The organism is Micromonospora sp. NPDC005686, assembly GCF_042871665.1.
GTDB lineage: Bacteria > Actinomycetota > Actinomycetes > Mycobacteriales > Micromonosporaceae > Micromonospora.
This window is the reverse complement of sequence record NZ_JBIAIY010000004.1, coordinates 41,370-56,049: the sequence shown is the minus strand read 5'-3', so window position 1 is coordinate 56,049 and position 14,680 is coordinate 41,370. Positions and strand designations below refer to the sequence as shown.

Genomic DNA, 14,680 nt, shown 5'->3' with positions numbered 1-14,680 from the left:
CACCGCGCCGGGCGCGGCGAGCGGACACCGCTCAGGGGCGGGTCAGGTCCTTGGCCAGGAGCTCGGCGATCTGGGCCGTGTTCAGGGCGGCGCCCTTGCGGAGGTTGTCGCCCGTCACGAAGAGGTCCAGGGCGCGGGGGTCGTCCACCGCGCGACGGATCCGGCCCACCCACGACGGGTCGGTGCCGACCGCGTCGATGGGCATCGGGAACTCCCCGGCCGCCGGGTCGTCGACCAGGATCACGCCCGGCGCGTTGCGCAGCGCCTCACGGGCACCCTCGGCGTCCACCTCGGTAGCGAAGACCGCGTGCACGGCGACCGAGTGACCGGTCACCACCGGCACCCGTACGCAGGTGGCCGAGACCTTGAGGTCGGGCAGCCCGAGGATCTTGCGCGACTCGTTGCGCAGCTTCATCTCCTCGGTGGACCAGCCGCCGTCGGCCAGCGATCCCGTCCACGGCACGACGTTGAGCGCCAGCGGCGCCGGGAACGGACCCAGCTCGTCGCCGACCGCCTGGCGTACGTCGCCGGCGCGGGAACCGAGCACCCGATCCCCGGCGATCTTGCCGAGCTGCAGGTGCAGCGCGTCCACGCCGGCCTGCCCCGCCCCGGAGACCGCCTGGTACGACGCGAGCACCAGCTCGCGCAGGCCGTACTCGCGGTGCAGTGGCGCGACCGCCACGATCATCGCCAGCGTGGTGCAGTTGGCGTTGGCGATGATGCCCTTGGGCCGGTTGCGTACCTGCTCGGGGTTGATCTCGGGGACCACGAGCGGCACGTCCCGGTCCATCCGGAACGCGCCGGAGTTGTCCACCACCACCGCGCCGCGCGCGACGGCGACCGGGGCCCACTGCGCGGAGACCTCGTCCGGTACGTCGAACATGGCCACGTCGACGCCGTCGAACGCGTCGGCGGTGAGCGCCTGGACGGTCAGCTCCTCGCCCCGGCACTGCACGCGCTTGCCGGCCGACCGCTCCGAGGCGAGCAGCCGGATCTCGCCCCACACGTTGCGCCGGGAGGAGAGGATCTGGCACATCACCGTGCCGACGGCACCTGTCGCCCCGACCACGGCGAGGGTGGGCAGCGACGCCACGGCGCGTTACCGCCCGGTGCCGGCGTAGACGACGGCTTCGGTGTCACCACCCAGTTCGAAGGCGTCGTGGATGGCGCGGACCGCCTTGTCCAGGTCGGTGTCGCGGCAGACCACGGAGACCCGGATCTCCGAAGTGGAGATCATCTCGATGTTCACACCGGCCGCGCCGAGGGCGGCGAAGAAGCCGGCCGCCACGCCCGGGTGCGAGCGCATGCCCGCGCCGATCAGCGAGACCTTGCCGACGTGGTCGTCGTAGAGCAGGCCCTTGAACTTGACCGCCTCCTGGATCTTGCTGAGCGCGGTCATCGCGGTCGGGCCGTCGGCCTTGGGCAGCGTGAACGAGATGTCGGTGCGGCCCGTGCCCTCGGTGGACACGTTCTGCACGATCATGTCGATGTTGATCTCCGCACCGGCCACGGTGTCGAAGATCGACGCCGCGGCGCCCGGCTCGTCGGGCACGCCGACGATCGTGATCTTCGCTTCGCTGCGGTCGTGGGCGACCCCGGTGATCAATGCCTGTTCCACAGGAAGGTCCTCCATCGATCCGGTGACCATCGTGCCGGTGTTGGTCGAGTATGACGAACGGACGTGGATCGGCAAGCCCGCGCGCCGCGCGTACTCGACGCTGCGCAGATGCAGCACCTTCGCGCCGCAGGCCGCCAGTTCCAGCATCTCCTCGTAGGTGATCCGCTTGATGTGCCGGGCGTTCGGCACGATCCGAGGGTCGGCCGAGAAGATCCCGTCCACGTCGGTGTAGATCTCGCAGACGTCCGCCTCCAGCGCGGCGGCGAGCGCGACGGCTGTGGTGTCCGAGCCGCCCCGGCCGAGCGTGGTCACGTCCTTGGTGTCCTGCGAGACGCCCTGGAAGCCGGCGACGATGACCACCGCACCCTCGTCCAGCGCGCCCTTGAGGCGCCCCGGGGTCACGTCGATGATCCGGGCCCGGCCGTGCACCGAGGTGGTGATCACGCCAGCCTGGGAACCGGTGAACGAGCGAGCCTCGTACCCCAGGTTGTGGATGGCCATGGCGAGCAGCGCCATGGAGATCCGCTCCCCGGCGGTGAGCAGCATGTCCAGCTCGCGGCCCGGCGGCAGCGGGCTGACCTGGTTGGCCAGGTCGAGCAGCTCGTCGGTGGTGTCGCCCATGGCGGACACCACCACCACCACGTCGTCGCCGGCCTTGCGCGCGGCCACGATGCGCTCGGCCACCCGCTTGATCCGCTCGGCGTTGGCGACGGAGGACCCGCCGTACTTCTGCACCACGAGTGCCACGACGTGCACTCCCTCCCAGCGACGACCCTGAGCGTGCCGACGCCGCCGGGTTTCTCGGTCCGGCGGCGCGTGTCAGACCGCCTCAGCCTATCGGGCGGGCCGCGCCGCCGGACCGGGTGATCCCACCATCCGGCCCGGGCGTGGGGCGGCTCACCAGGCCGGCAGACGCGACACGCCAAGCGGTACAGCCGTACGGTGGGCTGACCGCGACCGCCCTCACGACGCAGAATGACCCGGTGCACGCTCATCGACGTGCGGCCCGCCGGCTGACCGGCGTGCTCGCGCTCACCCTGCCGGCATTGCTGGCCGCCTGCGGCGGCGACCACCCCGAGGCGGCGCCCACCGGCACCGCCGACCCGGTCCCGGTGCAGGTCGACGCTGCCCGCGAGGAACTGGCCGGGCTGGCCGCCGCCGCGCAGGACCGGCACCTCACCGCCACGTACGCCTTCACGCCCGCCGAGGGCACGCCCCGGACGGTCTCCTTCACCAGCGCGAACGACGGGAGCTGGCGGGTCGACGTGCCCGGCTGGGGGCACGCCGGAACGGTGGACGTCTCGCTGGCCGCCACATCCGACGGGCTGTTCCAGTGCGCGCTGCCCTCGGCCGGCTGGGCCCGGGCGGCGACCTGCGTCCGCCTCGGCGACGCCGACGACGCGGTGCCGCGCCGGCTCGACCCCCGCGTGCAGCACCCGTTCACCGACTGGCTGGAGGTGCTCACCGACAGGCGTGCGCCGCTCGCGGTCTCCCCCGCCGAGTCGCTACCCGGCGCCGGCGGCCCGTGTTACACGGTCGACACCACCTCGGCGTCGCTGAACGCGCCGCTGGACGTGGGCATCTACTGCTTCCGGGAGGACGGCACCCCGGCGGCGGTACGGGCCGGGTTCGGCACCCTGACGCTGACCGGCGAGCCGGGCGCCGCGCCGGGCGCCGTCGAGCTGGCCGGCGCGGTGACCGAGGGCGAGCCGGTGGGCCGGGAGGCGCCGAGCCCGGGCACGCCGTGACGCGTACCGCTCAGCCGTCCCGGGCCGCGCGGAGCAACGCGGCGCCGACCTCGGTGTTGCGGTAGAGCACGTGCCGCCCGGCCCGGGACCGGGTGACGAGACCGGCGGCGTGCAGCGCGGAGAGGTGCTGGGACACGTTCCCGGCGGACAGCCCGGTGAGCCGGGCGAGGTCCGTGGTGGTGGACGCCGCGTCGAGCAGGCGCAGCAACGCCGCCCGGCCGCCGCCGACCACCCGGGCCAGCGCGTCGCCGGCCGGTTCGGGGTCGCGCTCCCACAGCGTCCCGACCGCCCGCACCGGGTACGCCGCGGCGGGCAACGAGTCCTCCAGCAGGTTCCACAGCACCCGCTGGCGGCTGAACACGCTCGGGTTCAACGCCAGCCCTCGCCCTCGAAGGTCGAAGTCCCGCTCGAACGGGTCGTCGCTGACCACCCGGTCGCCGAGCCACCGCAGGCCGGGGTGGAGCCGCTCGAACAGCTTCCCCGTCCCGCCCTCGGCGAGCTGTGCCGCCCGGTACGCGACGTCGGCATCGAGCACCGCCCGCATCCGCGGCCAGTCCGGGGCGATCGCCTCGTCGTACCAGACCCGCATCGCCTCGACGAGCCGCGGCAACAACCCGGTCGGGTCGGCGAGCAACGCCCGCCCGAACGGGCGAAGCGGTCCGCTCGGCGTGGTCGACAGCAGGTCCCTGACCACCACGTCGGGCGGCGTCGCGGCGATCTGGTCGAGCTGACCGTCCATCTCCACCCCCGGGCGGGCCGCCGGGGTGAGGAAGTCGGGCAGCCAGCGGCGCGGCAGGGTGAGATGCACCAGCGGAGCGACCCGCTCGGCCACCTCCGGGCGGCGCAGTGTGACCCGCGCCCGGTCGACCCACCGCAGGTGCACCGGATAGCGGGCCGGATCGGCAAGCGCCCACATGCTCATGACCGTCTCGTTGGCCGGCGACACACCGAACCGCACGCCCGCGACGTCGGCCAGCGTGAACCGCAACTCGGACATGCGCACCCCCGATTCGGCTCAGCCTAAAAGGCTCGCCCCTCGCGTGGGGGGCACGATCTGCTCACCGGTCATGAGGGCCAGAGAAAGCATCCGCACCGCCGTCCGCGACGTCGTACCACCGGCCGGGCTGACCCGCGCCCTGGCCGTGCAGGCGATGGTCTACGCCGTCGGCACCGGCCTGTTCCAGGCGGGCAGCGCCGTCTTCTTCACCCGGGCGCTCGGGCTGAGTCCGGCCCAGGTGGGGCTCGGCCTCTCACTCGCCGCCGGCGCGTCCCTGCTCGGCACCGTGCCGCTGGGCGGGCTCACCGACCGGTACGGGCCGCAGCGGGTGTGGATCGTCTGCCTGCTGCTCGACGCGGCGCTGTTCGCCGCGTACCCGTTCGTCGGCGGCTTCGCCGGGTTCCTCGCGGTGGTGATCGCGCTGGCCGTGACGGGCGCGGCGACCGGCGTGGCCCGCCAGGTCTACTCGATCAACGTGCTGCGCCCTGAGGAACGGGTCACCGCGATGGCCTACCAGCGCTCCTCGCTGAACGTCGGCTTCGGGATCGGCGCGCTGATCAGCGGCCTGGTGCTGGCCGTCGACACGATCTGGGCGTACCGCGGGATGGTCTGGTTCATCGCCGTGGTCTTCCTGGTGACTGCCGGTTTTGTCCGCCGCCTTCCCCGGCTGCCGGAGGTGACCCGCCCCGCCGAGCCGATGAGCCGGCTGGCGGTGCTGCGGGACCGGCCCTTCATGGCCGTCGCGCTGCTCTCCGGGCTGCTCACCGCGCACCAGACGCTCTACCTGACGGTGATGCCGCTGTGGATCCTCACCCACACCGACGCGCCGAAGACGATCATCGCCGGGCTGGTGCTGCTCAACACCGTGCTGATCGTGCTGTTCCAGGTACGCGCCAGCCGGGGCGCGGACGACGCGTCCGGCGCGGCCCGGGCGTCCCGCCGGGGCGCGGTACTGATCGCCGGGTTCTGCGTGGTCCTGCCGATCTCCGGCGCGACCCGGGGACCGCTCACCGTGGCGGTGCTGGTCGCCGCCGCGACGCTGCTCATCCTGGCGGAGCTGATCGAGTCGGCGGGCGCCTGGGGACTCACCGCCACGCTGCCGCCCGCCGCCCAGCGCGGCGCGTACGTCGGCGCGTTCGGGCTCGGCTCCCAGGTGCAGTTCCTGATCGCTCCGGCCGGGCTGACAGCGCTCGGCGTGAGCACCGGCGGCTGGGGCTGGTACCCGGCCGCGGCGATCTTCATCCTCGTCGGACTGGCGATCGTGCCCGCGGTGACCCGGGCGGAGCGGACACCTCGGCTACCGGGCGTGGCGAAGTCCTCCGACTCCGTGACTCTGGTCCCATAGTCCGGACCAGCCTTCCCACGGCACGTCCCACCACGTAGGGTGACCTTGTCATGTGGCGCGCGTACCTTCTCCTTGGCTGCCGCGACGAGGCCTGACCGGCCGGCACCTCGTCGCGGAGTAGAAACGCGCCGTCCAGCACATCCGATCTTCTTCTCGGCACCGCCGCGCACCGTCGCCCGGCATCCCGCCGACACCTTTCCGATCTGCTGACGCCACATGTTCCAGGGAGCACTCCGAGATGGCTCAACCTGTCACCGAGACCGATCCGTTCGCCCGCCAGCGCCCCAGCCGGATGCCGGTCCACCGCTACGTCCCGTACGACCGTGAGTTCGGCGTCGACCTGCCGGACCGCTCCTGGCCCACCCGCCGCGTCGAGGCCGCGCCCCGCTGGTGCGCCGTCGACCTCCGCGACGGCAACCAGGCCCTGATCGACCCGATGTCGCCCGAGCGTAAGCGGCGGATGTTCCAGCTCCTGGTGCAGATGGGCTACAAGGAGATCGAGGTCGGCTTCCCCTCGGCGAGCCAGACCGACTACGACTTCGTACGGCAGCTGATCGAGCAGGACCTGATCCCCGAGGACGTCACCATCCAGGTGCTGACCCAGTGCCGGGAGCACCTGATCGAGCGGACCTTCGAGTCGCTGCGCGGCGCCCGCCGGGCCATCGTGCACTTCTACAACTCCACCTCGACGCTGCAGCGCCGGGTGGTCTTCGGACTGGACCGCGACGGCATCACCGACATCGCCACCCAGGGCGCGCGGCTGTGCCAGAAGTACGCGGAGATCCACACCCCGGACACCGACATCCACTACGAGTACTCGCCGGAGTCGTACACGGGCACCGAGCTGGAGTACGCGCTGGAGGTCTGCTCGGCGGTCATCGACGTGATCGACCCGACCCCGGACCGGAAGCTGATCATCAACCTGCCGGCCACCGTCGAGATGGCGATGCCGAACGTCTACGCCGACTCGATCGAGTGGATGCACCGGCGCCTGCCCCGGCGGGACAGCCTGGTGCTGAGCCTGCACCCGCACAACGACCGGGGCACCGGCGTGGCCGCCGCCGAGCTCGGCCTGCTGGCCGGCGCCGACCGGATCGAGGGCTGCCTGTTCGGCAACGGCGAGCGCACCGGCAACGTCGACCTGGTGACGCTGGGCCTGAACATGTTCTCCCAGGGCATCGACCCGATGATCGACTTCTCAAACATCGACGAGATCAAGCGCGCCGTCGAGTACTGCAACCAGCTGCCGGTGCACGAGCGCCACCCGTACGCGGGCGACCTGGTCTACACCGCGTTCTCCGGCTCGCACCAGGACGCGATCAACAAGGGCTTCGCCGCGCTGAACGCCGACGCGGCGGCGGCCGGGGTGCCGGTGGACGACTTCACCTGGGCGGTGCCCTACCTGCCGATCGACCCGAAGGACCTGGGCCGCACGTACGAGGCGGTCATCCGGGTCAACTCGCAGTCCGGCAAGGGCGGCGTCGCGTACATCATGAAGACCGAGCACCAGCTCGACCTGCCGCGCCGCCTCCAGATCGAGTTCTCCGGAGTGGTGCAGCAGGTCACCGACCACGACGGCGGCGAGGTCGAGCCGGGCACGATGTGGGAGATCTTCGCCCGCAACTACCTGGTCGACCACCAGGTGGACCCGGCCGTGAAGCTGGCCGACTACACGATCGGCACCGTCGACGGCAAGGTCGAGATCGACGCCCGCGTCGGCTTCGGCGGCGAGACCCGCGCGCTCACCGCCGTCGGCAACGGTCCGATCGACGCGTACGTCAACGCGCTGCAGTCCCTGGGCGTGGCGGTACGGGTGCTCGACTACCACGAGCACGCGCTGTCCTCCGGTGGGGACGCGCAGGCCGCCGCGTACGTGGAGTGCGAGGTGGACGGCCGTACGGTGTGGGGCGTCGGAATGGACGCCAACATCGTCACCGCCTCGATCAAGGCGGTCACGAGCGCGGTGAACCGCACCCGCGCCTGATCCCGGCACGGCACGGCGGGGCCTCAGCGTGACGCGGGGGCCCCGCCCTCCCGCCCGGGGCGGTGGATGAGCACGGCGGCGAGCACCGCGCCGACCAGCAGCAGCCCCGCGCACCACGCCAACGCCCCCCGGTACGCGTCGGCCAGCGCCCCCTTCTGCTCGTACCCGGTGCCCGACAGCCCCACCAGCAGCGGCAGCGCGGCCACCGCGAGCAGCCCACCGGCCCGGGAGGCGGCGTTGTTGAAGCCGCTCGCCACTCCGGCGAACCGGTCCGACACCGCGCCCAGCACCGACGTGGTCAGCGGCGCGACCACGAGCGTGAGCCCGGCGCCGAACAACGCCACGCCCGGCAGCACGTCCACCCAGTACGACGCGCCCGGCCCGACCCGTCGCAGCAGCAGCAGGCCCACGGCGGCGATCACCGGGCCGACGGTGAGCGGCAGACGGGGGCCGATGCGGGCCGACAGCGCGCCCGCGCGCGGCGAGCCGACCAGCAGCAGCACCGTCATCGGCACGGTGGCCAGGCCGGTGAGCAGCGCCGACCAGCCGACCACGTTCTGCAGGTAGACGGCGAGGAAGAAGGTGAACCCGCCGAGCGCCGCGTACACCACCACCGTGAAGACGTTGAGCACCGAGAACAGCCGGCTGGAGAACAGCCCGGTGGGCAGCATCGCGGTGTCGCCGCGCCGCCGCTCGACCAGCACGAAGACCACCACGGCGGCCACCCCGAGCACCGCCGAGACCAGCACCGCAGGGGAGTCCGGGCCGCGCGCCGGGGCGTCGATCAGCGCGTACGTGATGCCGCCGAGCGCGAGCGCGCCGAGCAGCGCGCCCGCCACGTCGAACCGCCGCCCGCCGCCGGTACGTGACACCTGCTCGTCGCGGCTCTCCGGAACCCAGCGCAGCGCGGCGAGCACCACGCCGACGGCCAGCGGCAGGTTGACGAAGAAGATCCACCGCCAGGAGAGCGTGTCGATGAGCCAGCCGCCGAGCAGCGGACCGAGCGCGGTGGACACTCCGGACAGCCCGGACCAGGTGCCGATGGCCCGGCCCCTGTCGTCCGGGTGGAAGCTGGCCTGGAGCACCGACAGCGACCCGGGGGTGAGCAGCGCCCCGCCGGCGCCCTGGAGGAACCGGGCGGCGACGAGCCAGCCGGTGTCCTGGGCCAGCCCGCAGAGCACCGACGCCGCCGCGAACCAGACCACACCGGACAGGAAGACGCGCCGCCTGCCGAACCGGTCGCCGAGCGCGCCACCGAGCAGCACGAACGCGGCGAGCATGAGCAGATAGCCGTTCACGGTCCATTGCAGACCGGCGACCGTGGCGTCCAACTCGGCGCCGAGGCGTGGCAGCGCGACGTTGACCACGGTGCTGTCCAGGAACACCATGCCGGAGGCGAGGATCGCGGCGAGCAGCGTGCCGCGTCCGGCGGCGGTGCCGGTACGCAGCGCGGGAGCGGGTGCTGTCACGTCTCACCACTCTGCCCGCCGCCCACCGTCGACGCCACGAATCACGGAAACCGCGGCCGGGTACTGTGCGGACTCGCCCGGAGCACGCAAGCTGGAGAGGTGTCGTCTGTGCGTACGAGATCAGGAGCCCGAGCCGGGCTGGCCGCCGCGCTGAGCGCGGTGCTCGCCCTCGGCGTGGCCGGCTGCGACGTGTCGGTCAACGAGCCGGAGGCGCCGCCGAGCGCCTCCGGGAACGTGAACAAGCAGCTCGGTGAGCTGACAGTGGCCACCGCCGGGGCGATGAAGGGCTACAGTCGCTCCCGCTTCCCGCACTGGCGGAACACCGGCAAGAACTGCGACGTACGCGACAGCGTGCTGCAACGCGACGGCGAGGGCATCAAGCTGTCCGGCTGCAACGTGGTGGGTGGCCGGTGGGAGAGCGTCTACGACGGTGTGGTGCTCAACGATCCGTCGGACGTGGACATCGACCACACCGTGCCGCTGGCCGCCGCGTGGCGCTCCGGCGCGGACGAGTGGGACGACTCGAAGCGCGGCGACTTCGCCAACGACCTGACCCGGCCACAGCTCATCGCGGTTTCGGCGCGGTCCAACCGGGCAAAGGGTGACCAGGATCCGTCCCAGTGGAAGCCGCCGAACCGGTCGTCCTGGTGTCAGTACGCGGCGGACTGGGTGACGGTCAAGCACTACTGGAAGCTGACTGTGACAAGCGCCGAGAAGGCCGCTCTCACCGACATGCTGGAGGGCTGCACATGGGCGAGCAAGCCGTGACCGGGCCGGAGGCCACACCGGCGCCGGCGGACACGCCGCAGACAGACGCCGCACCGGCCCCGGAGACGGCGGCCGGGCCGGCCTCGGCCGGGATGACGGCGGACGGCCGGCAGACGGCGCCCGCCGACGTCTCCGGGGCGGGCATGGCCGCCGACGCGGTGCCGGGCGCACCGGCCGGGGGCGCGCCGGGCGGTCCGGCGGACCGCACCGCTGACATCACCCCCGGCCCGGGCGGGGTCATGACCGACGAGGTGGGCGTGGTGACCGGCGAGTTGACGCTGCGCACCGAGCACGCCGACGGCCGGGTCACGCTGCGGGTGCAGTACAAGGACGCCGACGAGTGGTATGTGGTCACCGGCGGTTCGGCGCCGCTGGCCGACCCGGCCGCGCTGGACGCCGTGCACACGATCGCGGTGGGCCTGCTCAACCGCCCCGAGGGCTGATCCGGGGCGACGCGTCGGCCCCGGGCGGGGCCGACGCGTCGTCGTGTCACGGGGTGGGGATGAGCTCGCCGGTCTCGCCCGGCGCCGCGCCGTCGTCCGGCCGGACCAGCTCCGGTTCCACCTCGTGCGGCCGGATCCTGCCGGCGGCGATGTCCTCGGCGTAGTGGCAGGCGACCCGGTGTCCGTCGAGCACCTCGCGCAGCGCGGGCCGCTCGGCGGCGCAGCGGGTGGGCTGGGCCCACGGGCAGCGGGTGTGGAACCGGCAGCCGGCCGGCGGGTTCGCCGGTGACGGCAGGTCGCCGGCGAGGAGGATCCGCTCCCGGCGGTCCTCGACCTGCGGGTCGGGCACCGGCACCGCCGACATGAGCGCCCTGGTGTACGGGTGCATCGGCTCCCGGTAGAGGTCGTCGCTGGACGCCTCCTCCACCAGGCCGCCGAGGTACATCACCCCGACCGTGTCGGCGATGTGCCGGACCACCGCCAGGTCGTGCGCGATGATCAGGTACGTGAGGCCGCGCTCCTTCTGGAGGTCGACCAGCAGGTTGAGCACCTGGGCCTGGATCGACACGTCCAGCGCGGACACCGGCTCGTCGGCGACGATCAGGTCCGGTTCGAGCACCAGCGCCCGGGCGATGCCGATGCGCTGGCGCTGGCCGCCGGAGAACTCGTGCGGATACTTGCTCAGCGCGGACGCGGGCAGGCCGACCGCGGCGAGCGCCTCCCGGAGCCGCTTGTCGACGGCCGCCTTGTCCTTTGCCAGACCGTGCGCCTTGAGGCCCTCGACCAGCAGCGACTCCACCGACTGTCGGGGATCGAGGCTGGACAGCGGGTCCTGGAAGATCATCTGGATGCGGCGGCGGATCCGGCGCATCGGCTCGTCCTTGAGCGCGCGAAGGTCGGTGCCGTCGAAGACGATCTCACCGTCGGTCGGCTCGACCAGCCGCAGCAGCCCTCGCCCCAGCGTGGACTTGCCGCAGCCCGACTCGCCCACGAGCCCGTACGTCTCGCCCCGGTTGATGGAGAGCGAGACCCCGTCGACGGCGTAGACGTGCCCGATCGTCCGGTCGAAGAGCACACCGCTCTTGATCGGGAAGTGGACCTTCACGTCGCGCAGTTCGACCAGGGGTCCGGTCCGCTCGGTCGACTCGGTCACGGGACCGCCACCTCCTCGGAAACGGGGTTGTTGCAGCGCAGGTCGCCGCCGGCGACGGTGGGCTCGAGCGGGGGCGTGCCGTCGAGGCAGGCGTCCACCACGTTGTCGCACCGGGGCGCGAACGCGCAGCCCTCCGCCCAGGGGATGTTGTCGGCCACCGAGCCGCGGATGGCGTGCAGCCGTTCGCTCCGCGGCGAGTCGAGCCTCGGCACGGAGCTGAGCAGCCCGTGCGTGTACGGGTGCCGTGGCCGGCCGAACAACTCGTGCCGGTCCGCCCGCTCCACGATCTTCCCGCCGTAGAGGACGTTGACCGTGTCGCAGAGCCCGGCCACCACCCCCAGATCGTGCGTGATCATGATCAGCGCGGTGCCGGTCTCATCGACGAGCTGCTTGAGCAGCGTGAGGATCTGCGCCTGGATCGTCACGTCCAGGGCGGTGGTCGGCTCGTCGGCGATCAGCAGCCGCGGCTTGCAGGCCAGGGCGATGGCGATCAGTGCGCGCTGCCGCATGCCGCCGGAGATCTGGTGCGGGTATTCCTTGAGCCGCCGGGCCGGGTCCGGGATGCCGACCGCGTCGAGCAGCTCCCGGGCCTCCTTCCGCGCCTCCTTGCGGTCCATGCCGCGGTGCCGTTCGAGCACCTCGGCCACCTGGATGCCGATCGGGATCACCGGGTTCAGCGAGGAGAGCGGGTCCTGGAAGATCATGCCGATGTCTCGGCCGCGCCGGTCCCGCAGGTCCTCCGCGCGCAGTTTCAGCAGATCGGCCCCGTCGAAGTTGACCTCGCCGGTGACCCGGTTCCCGCGCCGCGGCAGCAGGCCCATGATGGCCAGGCTGGTGACGCTCTTGCCGCAGCCGGACTCGCCGACCAGGCCCACCGTCTGCCCCGGCTCCACACTGAAGCTGACCTCGTCGACCGCGGTGAACGGGCGCTCACCGCGGCGCTGGAACACGACGCTCAGGTCGCGTACGTCGAGCAGGCTCATCGGGTCACTTCCTCACCGTGCTGGTCGTTGATCCGCACCGCCGTCACCGCCGGCTCTTCGGGTCGATCGCCTCGCGCATGCCCTCGCCCAACAGGGTGAAGCCGAGCGCCACCACGATGATCGCGGCGGCCGGGAAATAGGCCAGCTCGGGCCGGACCTCGAAGTAGCGCTGACCGTCCACACCGAGCATCAGGCCCCACTCCGCCCGGTTGATGTCGGGGTCACCGAGGCCGAGGAAGGACAACGACGCGGCTTCCAGGATCGCGGTGGAGAGCGTCAGCGTCGCCTGCACGATCACCGCCGTCATCGCGTTCGGCAGCATGTGCCGCAGCACGATCGCCCCACGCTTGACGCCGAGCGCCCGGGCAGCCAGCACGTGGTCGCTCTCCCGCTGGGCGAGCATCGAGCCGCGTAGCAGCCGGGCGAAGATCGGCACGTTGACGATGGCCACCGCGAGGATGACCGTCCACTGGCTGGACCGGCTGGCCAGGGCCACCAGGCTGATCGCCAGCAGCAGGGCGGGCAGGGCCAGCATCACGTCGGTGAAGCGCATGAGGATGTTGTCGACCCAGCCCCCGAACGCGCCGGCGAACGCACCCACCAGCACACCCAGGACCAGCCCGATCAGCGTGGCGAGCACGCCGACGAACAGTGTCTGCCGGCTGCCGTGGATCATCCGGGACAGGAAGTCCCGGCCGAGCGGGTCGGAGCCGAGCGGGAAGTCGCTGCTGGCCCCGGGGATGTTGTCGACGGTCAGGTTCTTGGTCAGCTCGTCGAAGCGCTGCGCCGGGTCGTGTGGCGCGAGCAGCGGCGCGAAGATCGCGACGAGCACGAAGAGCGCCACGATCGCCGCGCCGACCATCGCGGTCGGGTTGCGGCGCAGCCGGCGGAGCGCGTCCCGGACCAGGCTCACCCCGCCCTTCTCGGCGGTGGCCTGAGCCAGCTGTTCCAGCCGGGCGCGCTTGCGCTCGCCGAGCCGGTCCAGGCCACGGGGCAGGCTGCCCTCGGGCTTCTCGGTGACGGCCGACGGGTCCACGCTCTCGCGCGGGGTACCCACGACGGGCCGGGTGATCGGATCGCTCATCGGACACGCACCCTCGGGTCGATGAAGGCGTAGGAGAGGTCGACCAGGAGGTTGACCAGCACGAATACCAGCGCGGCCAGCAGGATCAGCGCCTGGAGCACCGGGTAGTCGCGGCCGCCGCTGATCGAGTCGTAGATCAGCGTGCCGAGCCCGCCCCAGTTGTAGACCCGCTCGGTGAGCACCGCGCCGGAGAGCAGCGCACCGGTCTGCAGGCCGATGGTGGTGACCACCGGCAGCAGCGCGTTCCGCAGGATGTGCCGCCCCCGGATCGTACGGTGCCGCAGGCCCTTCGCCTCGGCGGTGCGGACGAAGTCCTCGTTGAGCACGTCGAGCACGCTGGCGCGGGTGATCCGGACGACGACCGCGAGCGGGATGGTGGCCAGCGTGATCGCCGGCAGGATCAGGTGCCACAGCGCGTCGCCGGCGGCGTCGAACTCCCGGGTGAGCAGGCCGTCCAGCACGAAGAAGCCGGTGATGTCGGTGTTGTCGATCCCGGTGCTGATCCGACCCGAGGGTGGGAACAGGTGCATGTTCTGGGTGAAGACGTCCTTGAGCAGATAGCCCAGGAAGAAGATCGGGATCGAGATGCCGAGCAGGGTGCCGCCGATGCTCAGGTTGTCGAGCAGCCGGCCGCGGTGGCGGGCGGCGAGATAGCCGAGCGGCACACCGAGCCCGATGGCGATGATCATGGAGGCGGCGGCCAGCTCGACGGTCGCCGGGAAGGCACGGCCGATCACCTCGGTGACCGGGTCACCGCTCCGGATCGAGTTACCGAAGTCGCCGGTGAGCAGCCGCTGCATGAACTTCGCGTACTGCACCAGGATCGGCTGGTCGTAGCCCAGCGCCTTGATCAGCAACGCGCGGCGCTCCGGCGTGGCCCGCTCACCGAGCAGCGCCTCGACCGGGCCACCGGGCAGGTTCCGCAGCCAGACGAAGACCAGCGCGGACAGCCCTATCAGGGTCACCACCAGCTGGAGCAGGCGGCGAACTATGACTCGCAACATCTCTCACACACCAGATTCTTGGTTGAACAGCGGGTCGGCCCGGGCCGGGAGCGAGCGCCCGGCCCGGGCCGATTCCGCGTATAA

Annotated in this window: 13 protein-coding genes; 5 read left to right on the top strand and 8 right to left on the bottom strand. The window is 72.1% G+C overall.

The window, feature by feature from the left end; all coding sequences use genetic code 11:
• Positions 1–31: 31 nt before the first annotated feature.
• Complete coding sequence (locus ACFYON_RS10710) at positions 32–1,093, bottom strand: aspartate-semialdehyde dehydrogenase (RefSeq protein ID WP_354869064.1); 1,062 nt, start codon at positions 1,091–1,093, stop codon at positions 32–34.
• Positions 1,094–1,099: 6 nt separating this feature from the next.
• Positions 1,100–2,365, bottom strand: coding sequence for an aspartate kinase (locus ACFYON_RS10705; protein WP_354869067.1), 1,266 nt, complete (start codon positions 2,363–2,365; stop codon positions 1,100–1,102).
• A gap of 236 nt (positions 2,366–2,601) precedes the next feature.
• Here ACFYON_RS10705 and ACFYON_RS10700 point away from each other — a divergent pair, with 236 nt between their 5' ends.
• Entirely contained in the window at positions 2,602–3,366 is a 765-nt protein-coding gene (locus tag ACFYON_RS10700) for a hypothetical protein (protein WP_354869070.1), read from the top strand.
• Between the two features lie 10 nt (positions 3,367–3,376).
• Here ACFYON_RS10700 and ACFYON_RS10695 read toward each other — a convergent pair whose 3' ends face one another.
• Positions 3,377–4,363 carry an ArsR family transcriptional regulator gene (locus ACFYON_RS10695; RefSeq protein ID WP_354869072.1) on the bottom strand — a complete coding sequence of 329 codons (987 nt, stop codon included), beginning with the start codon at positions 4,361–4,363 and terminating at the stop codon, positions 3,377–3,379.
• Positions 4,364–4,433: 70 nt separating this feature from the next.
• On the opposite strand from ACFYON_RS10695, the gene ACFYON_RS10690 reads away from it, so the two are divergent.
• Together ACFYON_RS10690 and leuA are read left to right on the top strand one after the other, a co-directional pair.
• Positions 4,434–5,708: an MFS transporter gene (locus ACFYON_RS10690; protein WP_355047284.1), complete on the top strand. Its 1,275-nt coding sequence runs from the start codon at positions 4,434–4,436 to the stop codon at positions 5,706–5,708.
• A 238-nt stretch (positions 5,709–5,946) separates the two neighbouring features.
• Positions 5,947–7,692, top strand: a complete 1,746-nt coding sequence (leuA, locus tag ACFYON_RS10685) for a 2-isopropylmalate synthase (protein ID WP_355047285.1) — start codon at positions 5,947–5,949, stop codon at positions 7,690–7,692.
• Between the two features lie 23 nt (positions 7,693–7,715).
• Here the strand turns inward: leuA and ACFYON_RS10680 are convergent, their stop codons facing one another.
• Positions 7,716–9,161: an MFS transporter gene (locus tag ACFYON_RS10680; protein ID WP_355047286.1), complete on the bottom strand. Its 1,446-nt coding sequence runs from the start codon at positions 9,159–9,161 to the stop codon at positions 7,716–7,718.
• A gap of 108 nt (positions 9,162–9,269) precedes the next feature.
• On the opposite strand from ACFYON_RS10680, the gene ACFYON_RS10675 reads away from it, so the two are divergent.
• Both ACFYON_RS10675 and ACFYON_RS10670 read left to right on the top strand, forming a co-directional pair.
• Positions 9,270–9,929: an HNH endonuclease family protein gene (locus ACFYON_RS10675; RefSeq protein ID WP_355047287.1), complete on the top strand. Its 660-nt coding sequence runs from the start codon at positions 9,270–9,272 to the stop codon at positions 9,927–9,929.
• Positions 9,911–10,372, top strand: coding sequence for a hypothetical protein (locus ACFYON_RS10670; RefSeq protein WP_355047288.1), 462 nt, complete (start codon positions 9,911–9,913; stop codon positions 10,370–10,372). Before ACFYON_RS10675 ends, ACFYON_RS10670 begins: the two co-directional genes overlap by 19 nt.
• A gap of 46 nt (positions 10,373–10,418) precedes the next feature.
• On the opposite strand, the gene ACFYON_RS10665 is transcribed toward ACFYON_RS10670, so the two are convergent.
• From ACFYON_RS10665 to ACFYON_RS10650, 4 genes are read right to left on the bottom strand one after another with little or no spacing between them, the layout of a single operon-like run.
• A complete protein-coding gene (locus ACFYON_RS10665; RefSeq protein WP_354869090.1) occupies positions 10,419–11,525 on the bottom strand; it encodes an oligopeptide/dipeptide ABC transporter ATP-binding protein in 1,107 nt (368 codons plus the stop codon).
• Positions 11,522–12,508 (bottom strand): ABC transporter ATP-binding protein, encoded by a 987-nt coding sequence (locus ACFYON_RS10660; RefSeq protein WP_354869093.1) that lies wholly within the window; start codon positions 12,506–12,508, stop codon positions 11,522–11,524. The genes ACFYON_RS10665 and ACFYON_RS10660 overlap by 4 nt, the downstream gene beginning before the upstream one ends.
• Before the next feature lie 43 nt (positions 12,509–12,551).
• Positions 12,552–13,592 carry an ABC transporter permease gene (locus tag ACFYON_RS10655; protein ID WP_387188079.1) on the bottom strand — a complete coding sequence of 347 codons (1,041 nt, stop codon included), beginning with the start codon at positions 13,590–13,592 and terminating at the stop codon, positions 12,552–12,554.
• Positions 13,589–14,596 (bottom strand): ABC transporter permease, encoded by a 1,008-nt coding sequence (locus ACFYON_RS10650; protein WP_354869095.1) that lies wholly within the window; start codon positions 14,594–14,596, stop codon positions 13,589–13,591. The genes ACFYON_RS10655 and ACFYON_RS10650 overlap by 4 nt, the downstream gene beginning before the upstream one ends.
• Positions 14,597–14,680: the final 84 nt, after the last annotated feature.